8 protein-coding genes and 3 rRNA genes are annotated in these 14,793 nt (G+C 65.2%); 9 read left to right on the top strand and 2 right to left on the bottom strand.

The annotated features are described in order from the left end of the window. Positions 1 to 18 precede the first annotated feature (18 nt). From manA to OG488_RS14985, 4 genes are all read left to right on the top strand, one after another. Positions 19 to 1,275: a mannose-6-phosphate isomerase, class I gene (gene manA / locus OG488_RS15000; RefSeq protein ID WP_329229561.1), complete on the top strand. Its 1,257-nt coding sequence runs from the start codon at positions 19 to 21 to the stop codon at positions 1,273 to 1,275. A 99-nt stretch (positions 1,276 to 1,374) separates the two neighbouring features. Next, a complete protein-coding gene (locus OG488_RS14995) occupies positions 1,375 to 2,370 on the top strand; it encodes a cation diffusion facilitator family transporter (RefSeq protein ID WP_329229559.1) in 996 nt (331 codons plus the stop codon). Between the two features lie 259 nt (positions 2,371 to 2,629). Then, on the top strand, positions 2,630 to 4,087 hold the full coding sequence (gene ahcY / locus OG488_RS14990) for an adenosylhomocysteinase (RefSeq protein ID WP_329229558.1): 1,458 nt from the start codon (positions 2,630 to 2,632) through the stop codon (positions 4,085 to 4,087). Between the two features lie 121 nt (positions 4,088 to 4,208). After that, positions 4,209 to 4,841 carry a hypothetical protein gene (locus tag OG488_RS14985; protein WP_329229557.1) on the top strand — a complete coding sequence of 211 codons (633 nt, stop codon included), beginning with the start codon at positions 4,209 to 4,211 and terminating at the stop codon, positions 4,839 to 4,841. A 52-nt stretch (positions 4,842 to 4,893) separates the two neighbouring features. Here OG488_RS14985 and OG488_RS14980 read toward each other — a convergent pair whose 3' ends face one another. Further along, the gene (locus tag OG488_RS14980) at positions 4,894 to 5,874 is read right to left on the bottom strand and encodes an RDD family protein (RefSeq protein WP_329229555.1); all 981 of its coding nucleotides are present in this window, start codon (positions 5,872 to 5,874) and stop codon (positions 4,894 to 4,896) included. Between the two features lie 119 nt (positions 5,875 to 5,993). On the opposite strand from OG488_RS14980, the gene OG488_RS14975 reads away from it, so the two are divergent. From OG488_RS14975 to OG488_RS14955, 5 genes are all read left to right on the top strand, one after another. Next, the gene (locus OG488_RS14975; RefSeq protein ID WP_329229553.1) at positions 5,994 to 7,001 is read left to right on the top strand and encodes a stage II sporulation protein M; all 1,008 of its coding nucleotides are present in this window, start codon (positions 5,994 to 5,996) and stop codon (positions 6,999 to 7,001) included. Positions 7,002 to 7,702: 701 nt separating this feature from the next. Next, positions 7,703 to 9,228 (top strand): 16S ribosomal RNA (locus tag OG488_RS14970). A 303-nt stretch (positions 9,229 to 9,531) separates the two neighbouring features. Beyond that, positions 9,532 to 12,656: ribosomal RNA gene (locus OG488_RS14965) — 23S ribosomal RNA — on the top strand. 79 nt (positions 12,657 to 12,735) lie between these two features. Continuing rightward, a 5S ribosomal RNA gene (rrf, locus tag OG488_RS14960) occupies positions 12,736 to 12,852 on the top strand. Together the 16S, 23S and 5S rRNA genes form the textbook arrangement of a ribosomal RNA operon. A gap of 99 nt (positions 12,853 to 12,951) precedes the next feature. Then, positions 12,952 to 13,383 (top strand): hypothetical protein, encoded by a 432-nt coding sequence (locus OG488_RS14955; RefSeq protein WP_329229551.1) that lies wholly within the window; start codon positions 12,952 to 12,954, stop codon positions 13,381 to 13,383. A gap of 89 nt (positions 13,384 to 13,472) precedes the next feature. On the opposite strand, the gene OG488_RS14950 is transcribed toward OG488_RS14955, so the two are convergent. Beyond that, complete coding sequence (locus tag OG488_RS14950; protein ID WP_329229549.1) at positions 13,473 to 14,786, bottom strand: DUF58 domain-containing protein; 1,314 nt, start codon at positions 14,784 to 14,786, stop codon at positions 13,473 to 13,475. Positions 14,787 to 14,793 lie beyond the last annotated feature (7 nt).

Here is a 14,793-nt window from a genome sequence, read left to right as displayed (position 1 = left end):
CCACGAGGACGAATCTCCATGGACCGGCTCTCCAACACCGTGCGCCCCTACGCCTGGGGGTCCACCACGGCCATCCCCGAGCTGCTGGGCACAGCCCCGACCGGCGAACCGCAGGCCGAGATGTGGATGGGGGCCCACCCGGGAGCCCCCTCGCGCCTCAGCCGTTCCCCGGGACCGGACGGCGCCGGCTCCGGCCGTTCCCCGGGACCGGACGGCGCCGGCTCCGGCCGTTCCCCGGGACCGGACGGCGCCGGCTCCGGAACGGGCGAGCAGTCCCTCACGGACGTCATCGCGGCGGACCCCGAACGCGAACTCGGCGCCGCCGGCGTCCGCGCCTTCGGCCCCCGGCTCCCCTTCCTGCTCAAGCTGCTCGCGGCCGGCGCCCCCCTCTCGCTCCAGGTCCACCCCGACCTCGCACAGGCGCAGCAGGGGTACGCGGACGAGGAGCGCCGGGGCGTCCCCGTCGACGCCCCTCACCGCACCTACAAGGACGCCAACCACAAGCCCGAACTGATCTGCGCGCTCACGCCCTTCGACGGGCTGTGCGGCTTCCGCAGGCCCGCCGAGGCCGCCGACCTGATAGCGGCTCTCGGCGTCGACTCCCTCAAGCCCTATGTGGACCTGCTCCTCGCCCACCCGGAGGACGGGGCCCTGCGCGAGGTCCTCACGGCGATCCTCACCGCCGACCCCGCGGAGATGGCGCACTCGGTCGCCGAGGCGGCCGAGGCCGCCGAGCGGCTCGGCGGCGCCCACGCCCCGTACGTCCAGATCGCCCACCACTACCCCGGCGACCCGGGCGTCATCGCGGCCATGCTGCTGAACTACGTACAACTCCAGCCCGGCGAGGCCATGTTCCTCGGTGCGGGTGTGCCGCACGCCTACCTCGGCGGCCTGGGTGTCGAGATCATGGCCAACTCCGACAACGTGCTGCGTTGCGGTCTGACCCCCAAGCACGTCGACGTCCCCGAACTCCTGCGCATCGTCCGCTTCGAGGCCACGGAGCCCGGCATCCTGCGCCCCGAGGCGTCGCCCTCCGGCGAGGAGCTGTACGTGACCCCGGTCGACGAGTTCCGGCTGTCGCGCTACGTCCTGCCCTCCGGCGGTGCCCCCGTCGACCTCACGGCGCCCACCCCGCAGATCCTGCTCTGCACCGCGGGTGCCCCGACGGCCGGGGAGGTCACCCTCGCCCCCGGTGAATCGGTCTTCGTCCCGGCGGACGAAACGGTCGAAGCGGCCGGTACGGGAACACTCTTCCGCGCGACCGTGGTGGTCTGACGTACCGTCCGCACCAGCGGCCGCACCGAGCGGCTGCAACAATGTCCGGCCGTACCGCGGCGCCGTGCCGCAGCACCGAGGAAGGGACACCACGCACCCATGAGCGCGTCAGGCGGAACCAAGGCGATCGTGGCGGCACTCGCCGCCAACCTCGCGATCGCAGTGGCCAAATTCGTGGCGTTCCTCTTCAGTGGTTCGTCGTCGATGCTGGCGGAGAGCGTCCACTCGCTGGCGGACTCGGGCAACCAGGGCCTCCTGCTGCTCGGCGGCAAGAAGGCCCAGCGGGAGGCGACTCCCCAACACCCCTTCGGTTACGGGCGCGAGCGCTACATCTACGCCTTCCTCGTGTCGATCGTGCTCTTCTCGGTCGGTGGCATGTTCGCCATCTACGAGGGCTACGAGAAGATCAAGCACCCTCACGAGATCGAGGCCTGGTACTGGCCGGTCGGTGTGCTGGTCTTCGCGATCATCGCCGAGAGCTTCTCCTTCCGTACGGCCATCGCGGAGTCCAACCAGACCCGCGGCAAGCTGACCTGGACGCAGTTCGTCCGCCGCGCCAAGGCGCCTGAGCTCCCCGTCGTCCTCCTCGAGGACCTCGGCGCGCTCGTGGGCCTGGTCCTGGCCCTCGGCGGTGTCGGTCTGGCGCTGGCCACCGGTGACGGCGTCTGGGACGGCATCGGCACCCTGTGCATCGGCATCCTGCTGATCGTCATCGCGATCATCCTCGCCGCCGAGACGAAGTCGCTGCTGCTCGGCGAGGCGGCCGGTGTCGAGGACGTCGAGAAGATCCACGCCTCCGTGGTCGACGGCGACACCGTCACCCGCGTCATCCACATGCGCACGCTCCACCTCGGTCCGGAGGAGCTGCTGGTGGCCGCCAAGATCGCGGTGCGGGCGGAGGAGACCGCAGCCGAGGTCGCGGAGGCGATCAACGCCGCGGAGACCCGGATCCGCGAGGCCGTCCCGATCGCCCGGGTCATCTACCTCGAGCCCGACATCTACGACGAGTCGGCGGCCGCGGCCGGGACCAACCCCGGCAAGGCCCCGGGTGGTCCCACGCCTCCCGGCGACGCGCCGACGGAATCCGGCCACTGACCTGCCCTGTACCAGCCCCGAACGGCCCGTGACCCCTACCGCCCCTCAGGCGGACTGGGGCTCACTGGGCCGTTCGGTGTAGATTCGGGGGAGTACCAGACGTCGCTGCTGATGGCGGTCGATCGGTTCGCCCAGGCGGACCGGCCGAGGGAGAGAGGGCCTCCGACGGACTGCACTGCGGATCGCCCGGGCATTCGTGTGCCCGTGGCCGCCGCAGAGCCAGCCAGTCCACCCTCGACCCACTGAGGAGCAGCCCGTTATGACGACGGCCGCCAACCGCCAGGACTTCAAGGTCGCCGACCTCTCCCTCGCCGCCTTCGGGCGCAAGGAGATCACCCTCGCCGAGCACGAGATGCCCGGCCTGATGTCGATCCGCAAGGAGTACGCCGCCGCGCAGCCGCTGGCCGGCGCCCGGATCACCGGCTCGCTGCACATGACCGTGCAGACCGCGGTGCTCATCGAGACCCTCGTCGCCCTGGGCGCCGAGGTCCGCTGGGCCTCCTGCAACATCTTCTCCACCCAGGACCACGCCGCCGCCGCCATCGCGGTCGGCCCGGAGGGCACCCCTGACGCCCCCGCGGGCGTCCCGGTCTTCGCCTGGAAGGGCGAGAGCCTGGAGGAGTACTGGTGGTGCACGGAGCAGGCCCTGACCTGGCCCAACACCCCCACCGGCGGCCCGAACATGATCCTGGACGACGGTGGCGACGCCACCCTCCTCGTCCACAAGGGCGTCGAGTTCGAGAAGGCCGGCGAGGCCCCGGACCCGTCGACCGCGGACAGCGAGGAGTACGCCTACATCCTCACCCTGCTGAACCGCACCCTCGGTGAGTCCCCGCAGAAGTGGACCCAGCTGGCGTCCGAGATCCGCGGCGTGACCGAGGAGACCACGACCGGTGTGCACCGCCTGTACGAGATGCACCGCGACGGCACCCTCCTGTTCCCGGCGATCAACGTCAACGACGCGGTCACCAAGTCGAAGTTCGACAACAAGTACGGCTGCCGCCACTCGCTGATCGACGGCATCAACCGCGCCACCGACGTCCTGATCGGCGGCAAGACCGCCGTCGTCTGTGGCTACGGCGACGTGGGCAAGGGCTGCGCGGAGTCCCTCCGCGGCCAGGGCGCCCGGGTGATCATCACGGAGATCGACCCGATCTGCGCCCTGCAGGCGGCGATGGACGGCTACCAGGTCACGACGCTGGACGACGTGGTGGAGACCGCGGACATCTTCGTCACGACGACGGGCAACAAGGACATCATCATGGCCTCCGACATGGCCCGGATGAAGCACCAGGCCATCGTCGGCAACATCGGCCACTTCGACAACGAGATCGACATGGCCGGCCTGGCCAGGATCGACGGCGTCGTCAAGGACGAGGTCAAGCCGCAGGTCCACACCTGGACGTTCGCCGACGGCAAGGTCCTGATCGTGCTGTCCGAGGGCCGCCTGCTGAACCTCGGCAACGCCACCGGTCACCCCTCGTTCGTCATGTCCAACTCGTTCGCGGACCAGACCCTGGCCCAGATCGAGCTGTTCACGAAGCCCGAGGCGTACCCGACCGATGTCTACGTGCTGCCGAAGCACCTGGACGAGAAGGTCGCCCGCCTCCACCTCGACGCGCTGGGCGTGAAGCTCACGACCCTGCGCCAGGAGCAGGCCGACTACATCGGCGTCCCGGTCGAAGGACCGTTCAAGTCCGACCTCTACCGCTACTGAGCCGGCCGTCGGCCGACGGCCGGCGCAGCTCTCAGCAGGTCCGAGCGCAGGCCCCCGCACCCCCGTGTCGGGGGCCTGCCCCGTACCGCACCCGCACAGCCCGAGGAACCCGAAGGACCCCATGCCCCGCGGCCGTTATTCGCTCCACGATCCGCACGACCACACCCCCCTCGGCGAAGAACACTTCCACTGCGCGCCCGGCCCCTCCGGTTGGCGCTACGTCTCCCAGACGACCGCACCCTCGGGCGCCCACCTGGGTTCCGTCGATCTGGCACTGGACGAGCTCGGCCGCCCCATCCGCCTCGAACTGCATGCCGCGAGCTGGCAGATCCGCGGTGCCGCCCTCGACGGGGTCACCTGGGTACGGACCGACCCCACCGGTACCCACGCCACCGAAGGCAACGTCCGCGCCCACAGCTTCTCCGGCACATCCCCCGCTTTCCTCGTCGCCACGGCCCGGCTCCTGCGCCTCACCCCCGATTCCCCCGCGACCCGCGTCCGTCTGGTCACCTTCACGGACCCGGTTCTCGCCCCTCGCACCGTCGACCAGTCCTGGTCCCTGCTGAACAGTGAAGCGCACGCCACTGACAACGGGCCGTTGATCGTGGACGAGTACCAGGTCAACGCGCTGGACACCGGTGATCAGCACGCGGTCCACATCGCGGGCGACGTGGTGCTGGCGGCGCCCGGGCTGGAGCTCGAGCACCTCGAGTCCCCGCCCTCGCCCATGCCCCGCCGGGCGGACGAGGCCTGAGGGCGGAGGCCGGGCCGTTCCCGCCCGGAGAGGGCGGGGCAGGCAGGGGAGGTCAGGCCGGAGGGGCGAACCCCGTCCTGGCGGGCCCTTCGCCGTGGTTCCTGCCCGTGGGAGCCTCCATGGCCCTGCCTCCGTCCGGCCGGACGCCCGCAGGGCGGGAGCCGGAGAACCCTCCGTCCACGGGCACAGACACGGATACGTCTGCCGAGATGTTTGCGGATGCGGGCATGGTCAGGGGGACGGGTGCGGCTGTGGCCACCGGTGCGTGGCCGGCCTCCCGGCCCGCCGCTGCCGCCACCCGCCGCACATCGCGCGCCTGCCGCTCGTTCACCACGGCCGCGAGGTAGGCGGCAGCAGGAACTTCCCGAGGTACGGGGACTCCCGTGCGCGCGGCGAGGTCGGAGGCGAGCCGCTCGGCCAGCGCCCCGCCGACCGCGGCGTCGAGCTGGTGCATCCGCGTCAGGTACTGGCGTATCGCCAGCCAGAGCCCGTCCGGGACGCCCGAGAGGTCCAGCTGCGTGAAGCGGCCCACGAGCCAGGGCGGAGGCGGCGGCACGGTGCGGGTCCGTCCGGCCGGCACCCGCTCACGTACGACAAGGGTCCCGGCGAAGACGTCGCCGAGCCGGCGGCCGCGGGCGGACACCAGGGAGGCGATGCACCCCACCACTCCGAAGGTCCCCAGGATCTCGACCATGCCCATCGCCCCGCGCACGAGCGCGTGCCGGAACCGGATGGGCCCGCCGTCGTCCCGTACGACACGGAGCCCGCAGGCGAGCTTCCCGAGCGAACGCCCGTGGCTCAGCGTCTCGACCGCCACCGGTCCGCCCACCAGCACGAGAAGAAAGGTGGCGACGGCGATCGCGGCGACGGCCGCGTCGTCGAGCGTCACCGTCGCGACGGCCAGGCCGATGGACAACAACACGAACACGGTCAGGAGAACCGTGAGGTCGATGGCGATCGCCAGCGCCCGGCTCGGCAGCCTCGCCGGCCGCAATCCCAGTACGACCGCGTCCCCGGTCACGAGCTCATTCATCGCCACCCCACCCCTCGCCGCCCATCCCTGCCCCTCGGGACCACAGTCTGCCAAGCTGACCCGCAGCGCACCGCCGTAGTACGGACCCGTACGCACCACGCCTGGAGCAGCAGCCGACCATGGACCTCGACGTCTTCGTGACCGCCCACCGCATCGAGTGGGACCGCCTGGACCATCTTCTGCACCGAGGGCGCAGCCTGACAGGGGAGGAGGCGGACGAACTCGTCTCCCTGTACCAGCGCACCGCCACCCACCTGTCCCTGATCCAGTCCAGTGCCCCGGATCCCCAGCTGACCGCCCGGCTCACCCAGCTCGTGGCCCGCGCTCGTTCGACGGTGACGGGCACCCGCCGCGCTTCGTGGCGCGACGCCGCCCGATTCCTGACCACGGGCTTTCCCGCAGCTGTCTACCGCTCGCGGCACTGGTGGATACCCACGGCCGTGCTCTCCGTACTTCTGGCCGCCGTCATCGGCTGGTGGATCGGCACGCACCCGGAGGTCCAGGCGTCGATCGCCGCCCCGGACGACCTGCGTGCGCTGACTCGCCCCGGCGGTGAGTACGAGACCTACTACTCCAGCCACCCGGCGGCCTCCTTCGCCGCCCAGGTCTGGACGAACAACGCTCAGGCGGCGGCCATGTGCCTGGTGCTGGGGGCCTTCCTCGGCATCCTGGTGATCTGGATCCTCTTCGTCAACGTGCTCAACCTCGCTGTCGGTATCGGCCTCATGTCCTCCGCCGGCCGTCTGGACACCTTCCTCGGACTCGTCCTGCCGCACGGTCTGCTGGAGCTCACCGCTGTCTTCGTCGCAGCAGGCACGGGCCTGCGTCTCGGCTGGACGGTCATCGACCCCGGCCCGCGCACCCGGCGCTCGGCTCTGGCCGAGCGGGGCCGCGCCGCGATCGGCATGGCCATCGGGCTGGCGCTGGTCCTTTTCGTCTCCGGTCTGATCGAAGGCTTCGTCACCCCCTCGGGCCTTCCCACCTGGGCCCGCATCACCATCGGCATCGCCGCTGAGCTGGCCTTTCTCCTCTACGTCTATGTCCTCGGAGGCCGCGCCGCGCGTGCCGGAGAGACAGGAGATCTCGAAGGGGCGGAGCGGAGCGCGGAGCTGCCCTCCGCGGCATGAGAGCCGATGTGCGTCTGGCGCCGCTGACCTGCTAGTCTCCTCTTCGCCCACAAAAAACCGTTGACACGGTCGGCGTGGGGAGGTAGATTTGAACAGTTACGACGAGCTGGACAGGCTCGGTTGGAACCTACTAAGGTTCATCTCGCCCATGCAGGGGACGTGATCTCCGCAGGGCCGATCGATTCTTCTCTTTCACGCAGTCAAGCCGGATTCGCTTCGGCCGAATTGCTTCTGATAAAGTCGAGTCAGCCGAAAGGCAAAGGCCACTCCGCAGGCCGCCGGATTCAGATTCGGACCGGAAACGGAACGGAAAAGAGTCTGGTAAAGTCGGACTCGCCGGAAAGGGAAACGCGAAAGCGAAGAACTGGAAAGCGAAACAGCAGGAACCCGCTTCGGCCGGGAATCGGACACGAAAGAGTCTGATAGAGTCGGAAACGCAAGAACGAAGGGAAGCGCCCGGAGGGCCCCGGTGAAACGGGACCGAAGGAAGCGTCCGTTCCTTGAGAACTCAACAGCGTGCCAAAAATCAACGCCAAATTTGTTGATACCCCGGCCCACTTCGGTGGGTTGGTGGTTCCTTTGAAGTCCTACCGGCCCATGTGGCGGGTAGGCAACATCAGCGAGGACGCTGTGGACGACCATCCCTATTCCGGATCGGTCGTCCCGCTCTTCTATGGTGCTCTCCCGATTACGGGAAAACATTCATGGAGAGTTTGATCCTGGCTCAGGACGAACGCTGGCGGCGTGCTTAACACATGCAAGTCGAACGATGAAGCCCTTCGGGGTGGATTAGTGGCGAACGGGTGAGTAACACGTGGGCAATCTGCCCTTCACTCTGGGACAAGCCCTGGAAACGGGGTCTAATACCGGATAACACTCTGTCCCTCATGGGGCGGGGTTAAAAGCTCCGGCGGTGAAGGATGAGCCCGCGGCCTATCAGCTTGTTGGTGGGGTAATGGCCTACCAAGGCGACGACGGGTAGCCGGCCTGAGAGGGCGACCGGCCACACTGGGACTGAGACACGGCCCAGACTCCTACGGGAGGCAGCAGTGGGGAATATTGCACAATGGGCGAAAGCCTGATGCAGCGACGCCGCGTGAGGGATGACGGCCTTCGGGTTGTAAACCTCTTTCAGCAGGGAAGAAGCGAAAGTGACGGTACCTGCAGAAGAAGCGCCGGCTAACTACGTGCCAGCAGCCGCGGTAATACGTAGGGCGCAAGCGTTGTCCGGAATTATTGGGCGTAAAGAGCTCGTAGGCGGCTTGTCACGTCGGATGTGAAAGCTCGGGGCTTAACCCCGAGTCTGCATTCGATACGGGCTAGCTAGAGTGTGGTAGGGGAGATCGGAATTCCTGGTGTAGCGGTGAAATGCGCAGATATCAGGAGGAACACCGGTGGCGAAGGCGGATCTCTGGGCCATTACTGACGCTGAGGAGCGAAAGCGTGGGGAGCGAACAGGATTAGATACCCTGGTAGTCCACGCCGTAAACGTTGGGAACTAGGTGTTGGCGACATTCCACGTCGTCGGTGCCGCAGCTAACGCATTAAGTTCCCCGCCTGGGGAGTACGGCCGCAAGGCTAAAACTCAAAGGAATTGACGGGGGCCCGCACAAGCAGCGGAGCATGTGGCTTAATTCGACGCAACGCGAAGAACCTTACCAAGGCTTGACATATACCGGAAAGCATCAGAGATGGTGCCCCCCTTGTGGTCGGTATACAGGTGGTGCATGGCTGTCGTCAGCTCGTGTCGTGAGATGTTGGGTTAAGTCCCGCAACGAGCGCAACCCTTGTTCTGTGTTGCCAGCATGCCCTTCGGGGTGATGGGGACTCACAGGAGACTGCCGGGGTCAACTCGGAGGAAGGTGGGGACGACGTCAAGTCATCATGCCCCTTATGTCTTGGGCTGCACACGTGCTACAATGGCCGGTACAATGAGCTGCGATGCCGCGAGGCGGAGCGAATCTCAAAAAGCCGGTCTCAGTTCGGATTGGGGTCTGCAACTCGACCCCATGAAGTCGGAGTTGCTAGTAATCGCAGATCAGCATTGCTGCGGTGAATACGTTCCCGGGCCTTGTACACACCGCCCGTCACGTCACGAAAGTCGGTAACACCCGAAGCCGGTGGCCCAACCCCTTGTGGGAGGGAGCTGTCGAAGGTGGGACTGGCGATTGGGACGAAGTCGTAACAAGGTAGCCGTACCGGAAGGTGCGGCTGGATCACCTCCTTTCTAAGGAGCATCTAGGTTTCCTTCGGGGAATCCAGAGACCATTACGTCGGCAAATGTTCGACGGTGGTTGCTCATGGGTGGAACGTTGATTATTCGGCACGATGAGCACGGTTCTGTGAGTACTGCTTCGGCGTGGAAAACAGGATCGGGTTGGTCGGGTCGGGCACGCTGTTGGGTATCTGAAGGTACGGGCTCGTTGAGTCTGGATCTTCGGTTGCCGGCCCCAGTGAACTCGCCTGTTTGGGCGGGGTGATGGGTGGCTGGTCGTTGTTTGAGAACTGCACAGTGGACGCGAGCATCTGTGGCCAAGTTTTTAAGGGCGCACGGTGGATGCCTTGGCACCAGGAACCGATGAAGGACGTGGGAGGCCACGATAGTCCCCGGGGAGCTGTCAACCAAGCTTTGATCCGGGGGTTTCCGAATGGGGAAACCCGGCAGTCGTCATGGGCTGTCACCCGCTGCTGAACACATAGGCAGTGTGGAGGGAACGAGGGGAAGTGAAACATCTCAGTACCCTCAGGAAGAGAAAACAACCGTGATTCCGGGAGTAGTGGCGAGCGAAACTGGATGAGGCCAAACCGTATGCGTGTGATACCCGGCAGGGGTTGCGCATGCGGGGTTGTGGGAGTTCTCTTGATCAATCTGCCGATTGGTCGGCAAGTCAGAAACCGTTGGTGTAGGCGAAGGACATGCGAAAGGTCCGGCGTAGAGGGTAAGACCCCCGTAGCTGAAACATCAACGGCTTGCTTGAGAACCACCCAAGTAGCACGGGGCCCGAGAAATCCCGTGTGAATCTGGCGGGACCACCCGCTAAGCCTAAATATTCCCTGGTGACCGATAGCGGATAGTACCGTGAGGGAATGGTGAAAAGTACCGCGGGAGCGGAGTGAAATAGTACCTGAAACCGTGTGCCTACAAGCCGTGGGAGCGTCGCTGGCAGCACTTGTGCTGTCAGTCGTGACTGCGTGCCTTTTGAAGAATGAGCCTGCGAGTTAGCGGTGTGTAGCGAGGTTAACCCGTGTGGGGAAGCCGTAGCGAAAGCGAGTCCGAATAGGGCGATTGAGTTGCACGCTCTAGACCCGAAGCGGAGTGATCTAGCCATGGGCAGGTTGAAGCGGAGGTAAGACTTCGTGGAGGACCGAACCCACCAGGGTTGAAAACCTGGGGGATGACCTGTGGTTAGGGGTGAAAGGCCAATCAAACTCCGTGATAGCTGGTTCTCCCCGAAATGCATTTAGGTGCAGCGTCGTGTGTTTCTTGCCGGAGGTAGAGCACTGGATAGGCGATGGGCCCTACCGGGTTACTGACCTTAGCCAAACTCCGAATGCCGGTAAGTGAGAGCACGGCAGTGAGACTGTGGGGGATAAGCTCCATGGTCGAGAGGGAAACAGCCCAGAGCATCGACTAAGGCCCCTAAGCGTACGCTAAGTGGGAAAGGATGTGGAGTCGCAGAGACAACCAGGAGGTTGGCTTAGAAGCAGCCACCCTTGAAAGAGTGCGTAATAGCTCACTGGTCAAGTGATTCCGCGCCGACAATGTAGCGGGGCTCAAGCGTACCGCCGAAGTCGTGTCATTCACACATATAGGGCCAACGCCTGTGTGGATGGGTAGGGGAGCGTCGTGTGCCGGGTGAAGCAGCCGCGGAAGCGAGTTGTGGACGGTTCACGAGTGAGAATGCAGGCATGAGTAGCGATACACACGTGAGAAACGTGTGCGCCGATTGACTAAGGGTTCCTGGGTCAAGCTGATCTGCCCAGGGTAAGTCGGGACCTAAGGCGAGGCCGACAGGCGTAGTCGATGGACAACCGGTTGATATTCCGGTACCCGCTTTGAAACGCCCAATACTGAATCAGGCGATGCTAAGTCCGTGAAGCCGGCCCGATCTCTTCGGAGTTGAGGGTAGTGGTGGAGCCGACGAACCAGACTTGTACTAGGTAAGCGATGGGGTGACGCAGGAAGGTAGTCCAGCCCGGGCGGTGGTTGTCCCGGGGTAAGGGTGTAGGCCGTGTGGTAGGCAAATCCGTCACACATTAAGGCTGAGACCTGATGCCGAGCCGATTGTGGTGAAGTGGATGATCCTATGCTGTCGAGAAAAGCCTCTAGCGAGTTTCATGGCGGCCCGTACCCTAAACCGACTCAGGTAGTCAGGTAGAGAATACCGAGGCGTTCGGGTGAACTATGGTTAAGGAACTCGGCAAAATGCCCCCGTAACTTCGGGAGAAGGGGGGCCATCACTGGTGATCCGATTTACTCGGTGAGCTGGGGGTGGCCGCAGAGACCAGCGAGAAGCGACTGTTTACTAAAAACACAGGTCCGTGCGAAGCCGTAAGGCGATGTATACGGACTGACGCCTGCCCGGTGCTGGAACGTTAAGGGGACCGGTTAGTGCACTTTCGGGTGTGCGAAGCTGAGAACTTAAGCGCCAGTAAACGGCGGTGGTAACTATAACCATCCTAAGGTAGCGAAATTCCTTGTCGGGTAAGTTCCGACCTGCACGAATGGCGTAACGACTTCTCGACTGTCTCAACCATAGGCCCGGTGAAATTGCACTACGAGTAAAGATGCTCGTTTCGCGCAGCAGGACGGAAAGACCCCGGGACCTTTACTATAGTTTGATATTGGTGTTCGGTTCGGCTTGTGTAGGATAGGTGGGAGACTTTGAAGCAGCCACGCCAGTGGTTGTGGAGTCGCCGTTGAAATACCACTCTGGTCGTGCTGGATGTCTAACCTGGGTCCGTGATCCGGATCAGGGACAGTGTCTGATGGGTAGTTTAACTGGGGCGGTTGCCTCCTAAAGAGTAACGGAGGCGCCCAAAGGTTCCCTCAGCCTGGTTGGCAATCAGGTGTTGAGTGTAAGTGCACAAGGGAGCTTGACTGTGAGACCGACGGGTCGAGCAGGGACGAAAGTCGGGACTAGTGATCCGGCAGTGGCTTGTGGAAGCGCTGTCGCTCAACGGATAAAAGGTACCCCGGGGATAACAGGCTGATCTTCCCCAAGAGTCCATATCGACGGGATGGTTTGGCACCTCGATGTCGGCTCGTCGCATCCTGGGGCTGGAGTCGGTCCCAAGGGTTGGGCTGTTCGCCCATTAAAGCGGTACGCGAGCTGGGTTTAGAACGTCGTGAGACAGTTCGGTCCCTATCCGCTGTGCGCGTAGGAATATTGAGAAGGGCTGTCCCTAGTACGAGAGGACCGGGACGGACGAACCTCTGGTGTGCCAGTTGTCCTGCCAAGGGCATGGCTGGTTGGCTACGTTCGGAAAGGATAACCGCTGAAAGCATCTAAGCGGGAAGCCTGCTTCGAGATGAGTATTCCCACCACCTTGAGTGGTTAAGGCTCCCAGTAGACGACTGGGTTGATAGGCCAGATGTGGAAGCCCGGTAACGGGTGGAGCTGACTGGTACTAATAGGCCGAGGGCTTGTCCTCAGTTGCTCGCGTCCACTGTGTTAGTTCTGAAATAACGAACGGCTGTGTTTTTGCCCGGTGTTGGTTAATTTCATAGTGTTTCGGTGGTCATTGCGTTAGGGAAACGCCCGGTTACATTCCGAACCCGGAAGCTAAGCCTTTCAGCGCCGATGGTACTGCAGGGGGGACCCTGTGGGAGAGTAGGACGCCGCCGAACAATTATTCCGGGAAAGCCCCGTGCCCTTGTGGCACGGGGCTTTTCTGCGTTCCGGGCCCGTTTGTCCCGAGCGGACCTTGCGCACCATAGGGTGACTTCATGTCGCTGAGTCACATAGTCCTCTCCGGTGGGCGTGCGATAGAGCTCACCGAGCTGCGGATGTCTTCGACCTATGGCGGGATGCTGGAGGGTTATCCCTGCCGGCTCGTCAACGACATGAAGTTCCGTGGACTCCAGGGCGAGGCCCGACGCGCCTATCCGTCGGCGCCGGTCCATGTCGTTCCGCCCGTCCGTGAGTATCCGGACCGGACTGCCGGCGCCTTCGGTCCCGTCGAGGTGCTGCCTTCCGTGGCCTGCATCGGCCGCTTCCGCTCTGCAGTGGTCGCTCCCGAGCTCGACCCGGTGCTGCACAGGTCCACACTCGTGGTGGTCTGGTTCCAGCCGGTTGCGGATGTTCCGTCGGGCGAGGACGTCGATCCCGCGCTTCGTGGCATGTGCTGGGAGGAACTCGCCCAGGACCACGAGCTGTAGCGGCGTGCTCCGGTCACAGCCATCCGTTCACGGCTGTTGCGAGGACCTGGCCCCCGTAAAGGACCGCGATGCCGTTGCGGATGCACGGCTCAGAGCCGGCCGGCCGCCTTGAGCGCGAGGTAGGCGTCAGCCAGTGCGGGCGCGAGCTGTTCCGGTCCCGCATCGACGACGGTGACTCCATGGCGGCGGAGCTGGTCCGCGGTGCGACGGCGCTGGACCTGTGTCTGCGTGCCGGCCGCAGCCTCGTAAACCGCGTCCACTGTGCCCCGCGCGCGTGCCATCGTCTCGACCTGGGGGTCGGCGACCGCCGCCACCAGGACCGTGTGGCGCTGGGTGAGCTGAGGAAGCACCGGCAGGAGGCCTTCCTCGATCGGAGCGGTATCCAGACTCGTGAGCAGCACGATCAGTGAACGCTTGGGGGCGTTGGCCAGTGCAGCTGTGCTGAGGCCGCGGGCGTCGGTCTCCACGAGTTCGGGCTCCAGGGTGGCCAACGTGCTGACAAGGGTCGACAGCACGTCCCCCCGTGCCGTTCTGCCCTGGATCTGGGCCCGGACACGACGGTCGTACGCGAGCAGGTTCACACGGTCGCCCGCGCGGGTGGCGAGTGCGGTGAGCAGGAGGGTCGCGTCCATGGCGGCGTCGAGCCGCGGCACGTCGCCCACCCTCCCCGCCGACGTGCGGCCGGTGTCGAGGACGACGAGGATGTGGCGGTCGCGCTCGGGGCGCCATGTGCGGACAGCGACCGCGGACTGGCGCGCGGTCGCCCGCCAGTCGATGGAACGGGTGTCGTCTCCCGGTACATAGGCGCGCAGGCTGTCGAACTCCGTTCCTTCGCCCCGCGTGAGCACGCTGGTGCGGCCGTCGAGTTCGCGCAGTCTCGCGAGTCGCGACGGCAGATGCTTCCGGCTCGTGAAGGGCGGCAGCACCCGGACCGTCCAGGGCACCCGGTGGTAGCCCTGGCGGGCCGCGAGACCCAGTGGCCCGAACGACCTGATGGAGACGCGGTCGGCTTGGCGGTCTCCCCGTCGTGAGGGGCGCAGCAGGGTCGTGAGGCGACGTCGTTCACCGGGGGGCAGGGCGAATGCGTGGCGGGACGCGGCTTGTTCTGCTTCCGAGGTCCAACTGCTGGGGGGCCAGGCGTCGCGCAGGTGCGCGCGGAACCGACGGCGGGACGGGTTGGTCACGGTGAGTTGCACAGCGGCGGTGTCGCCGAGTCGAACGGATGTATCACCGGATCGGGTGAACTGCAGCGTACGCACTGGCGCGGCCAGGGCGTAGTCGCACAGAATTGCCAGTGAGAGCGGGACATTGACCGCGAGCATGCCCGTCCAGCTCGGGGCCAGGATGCCTACGGGGAGTGACCCCAGGGCCGCCACCAGGGCGGCCCTACCGGTGAGGGCCATGGTCACC

Origin of the sequence: Streptomyces sp. NBC_01460, from assembly GCF_036227405.1 — a bacterium.
Lineage (GTDB): Bacteria > Actinomycetota > Actinomycetes > Streptomycetales > Streptomycetaceae > Streptomyces.
The sequence above is the reverse complement of the archived record's forward strand: the minus strand, read 5'-3'. Positions and strand labels throughout refer to the sequence as shown.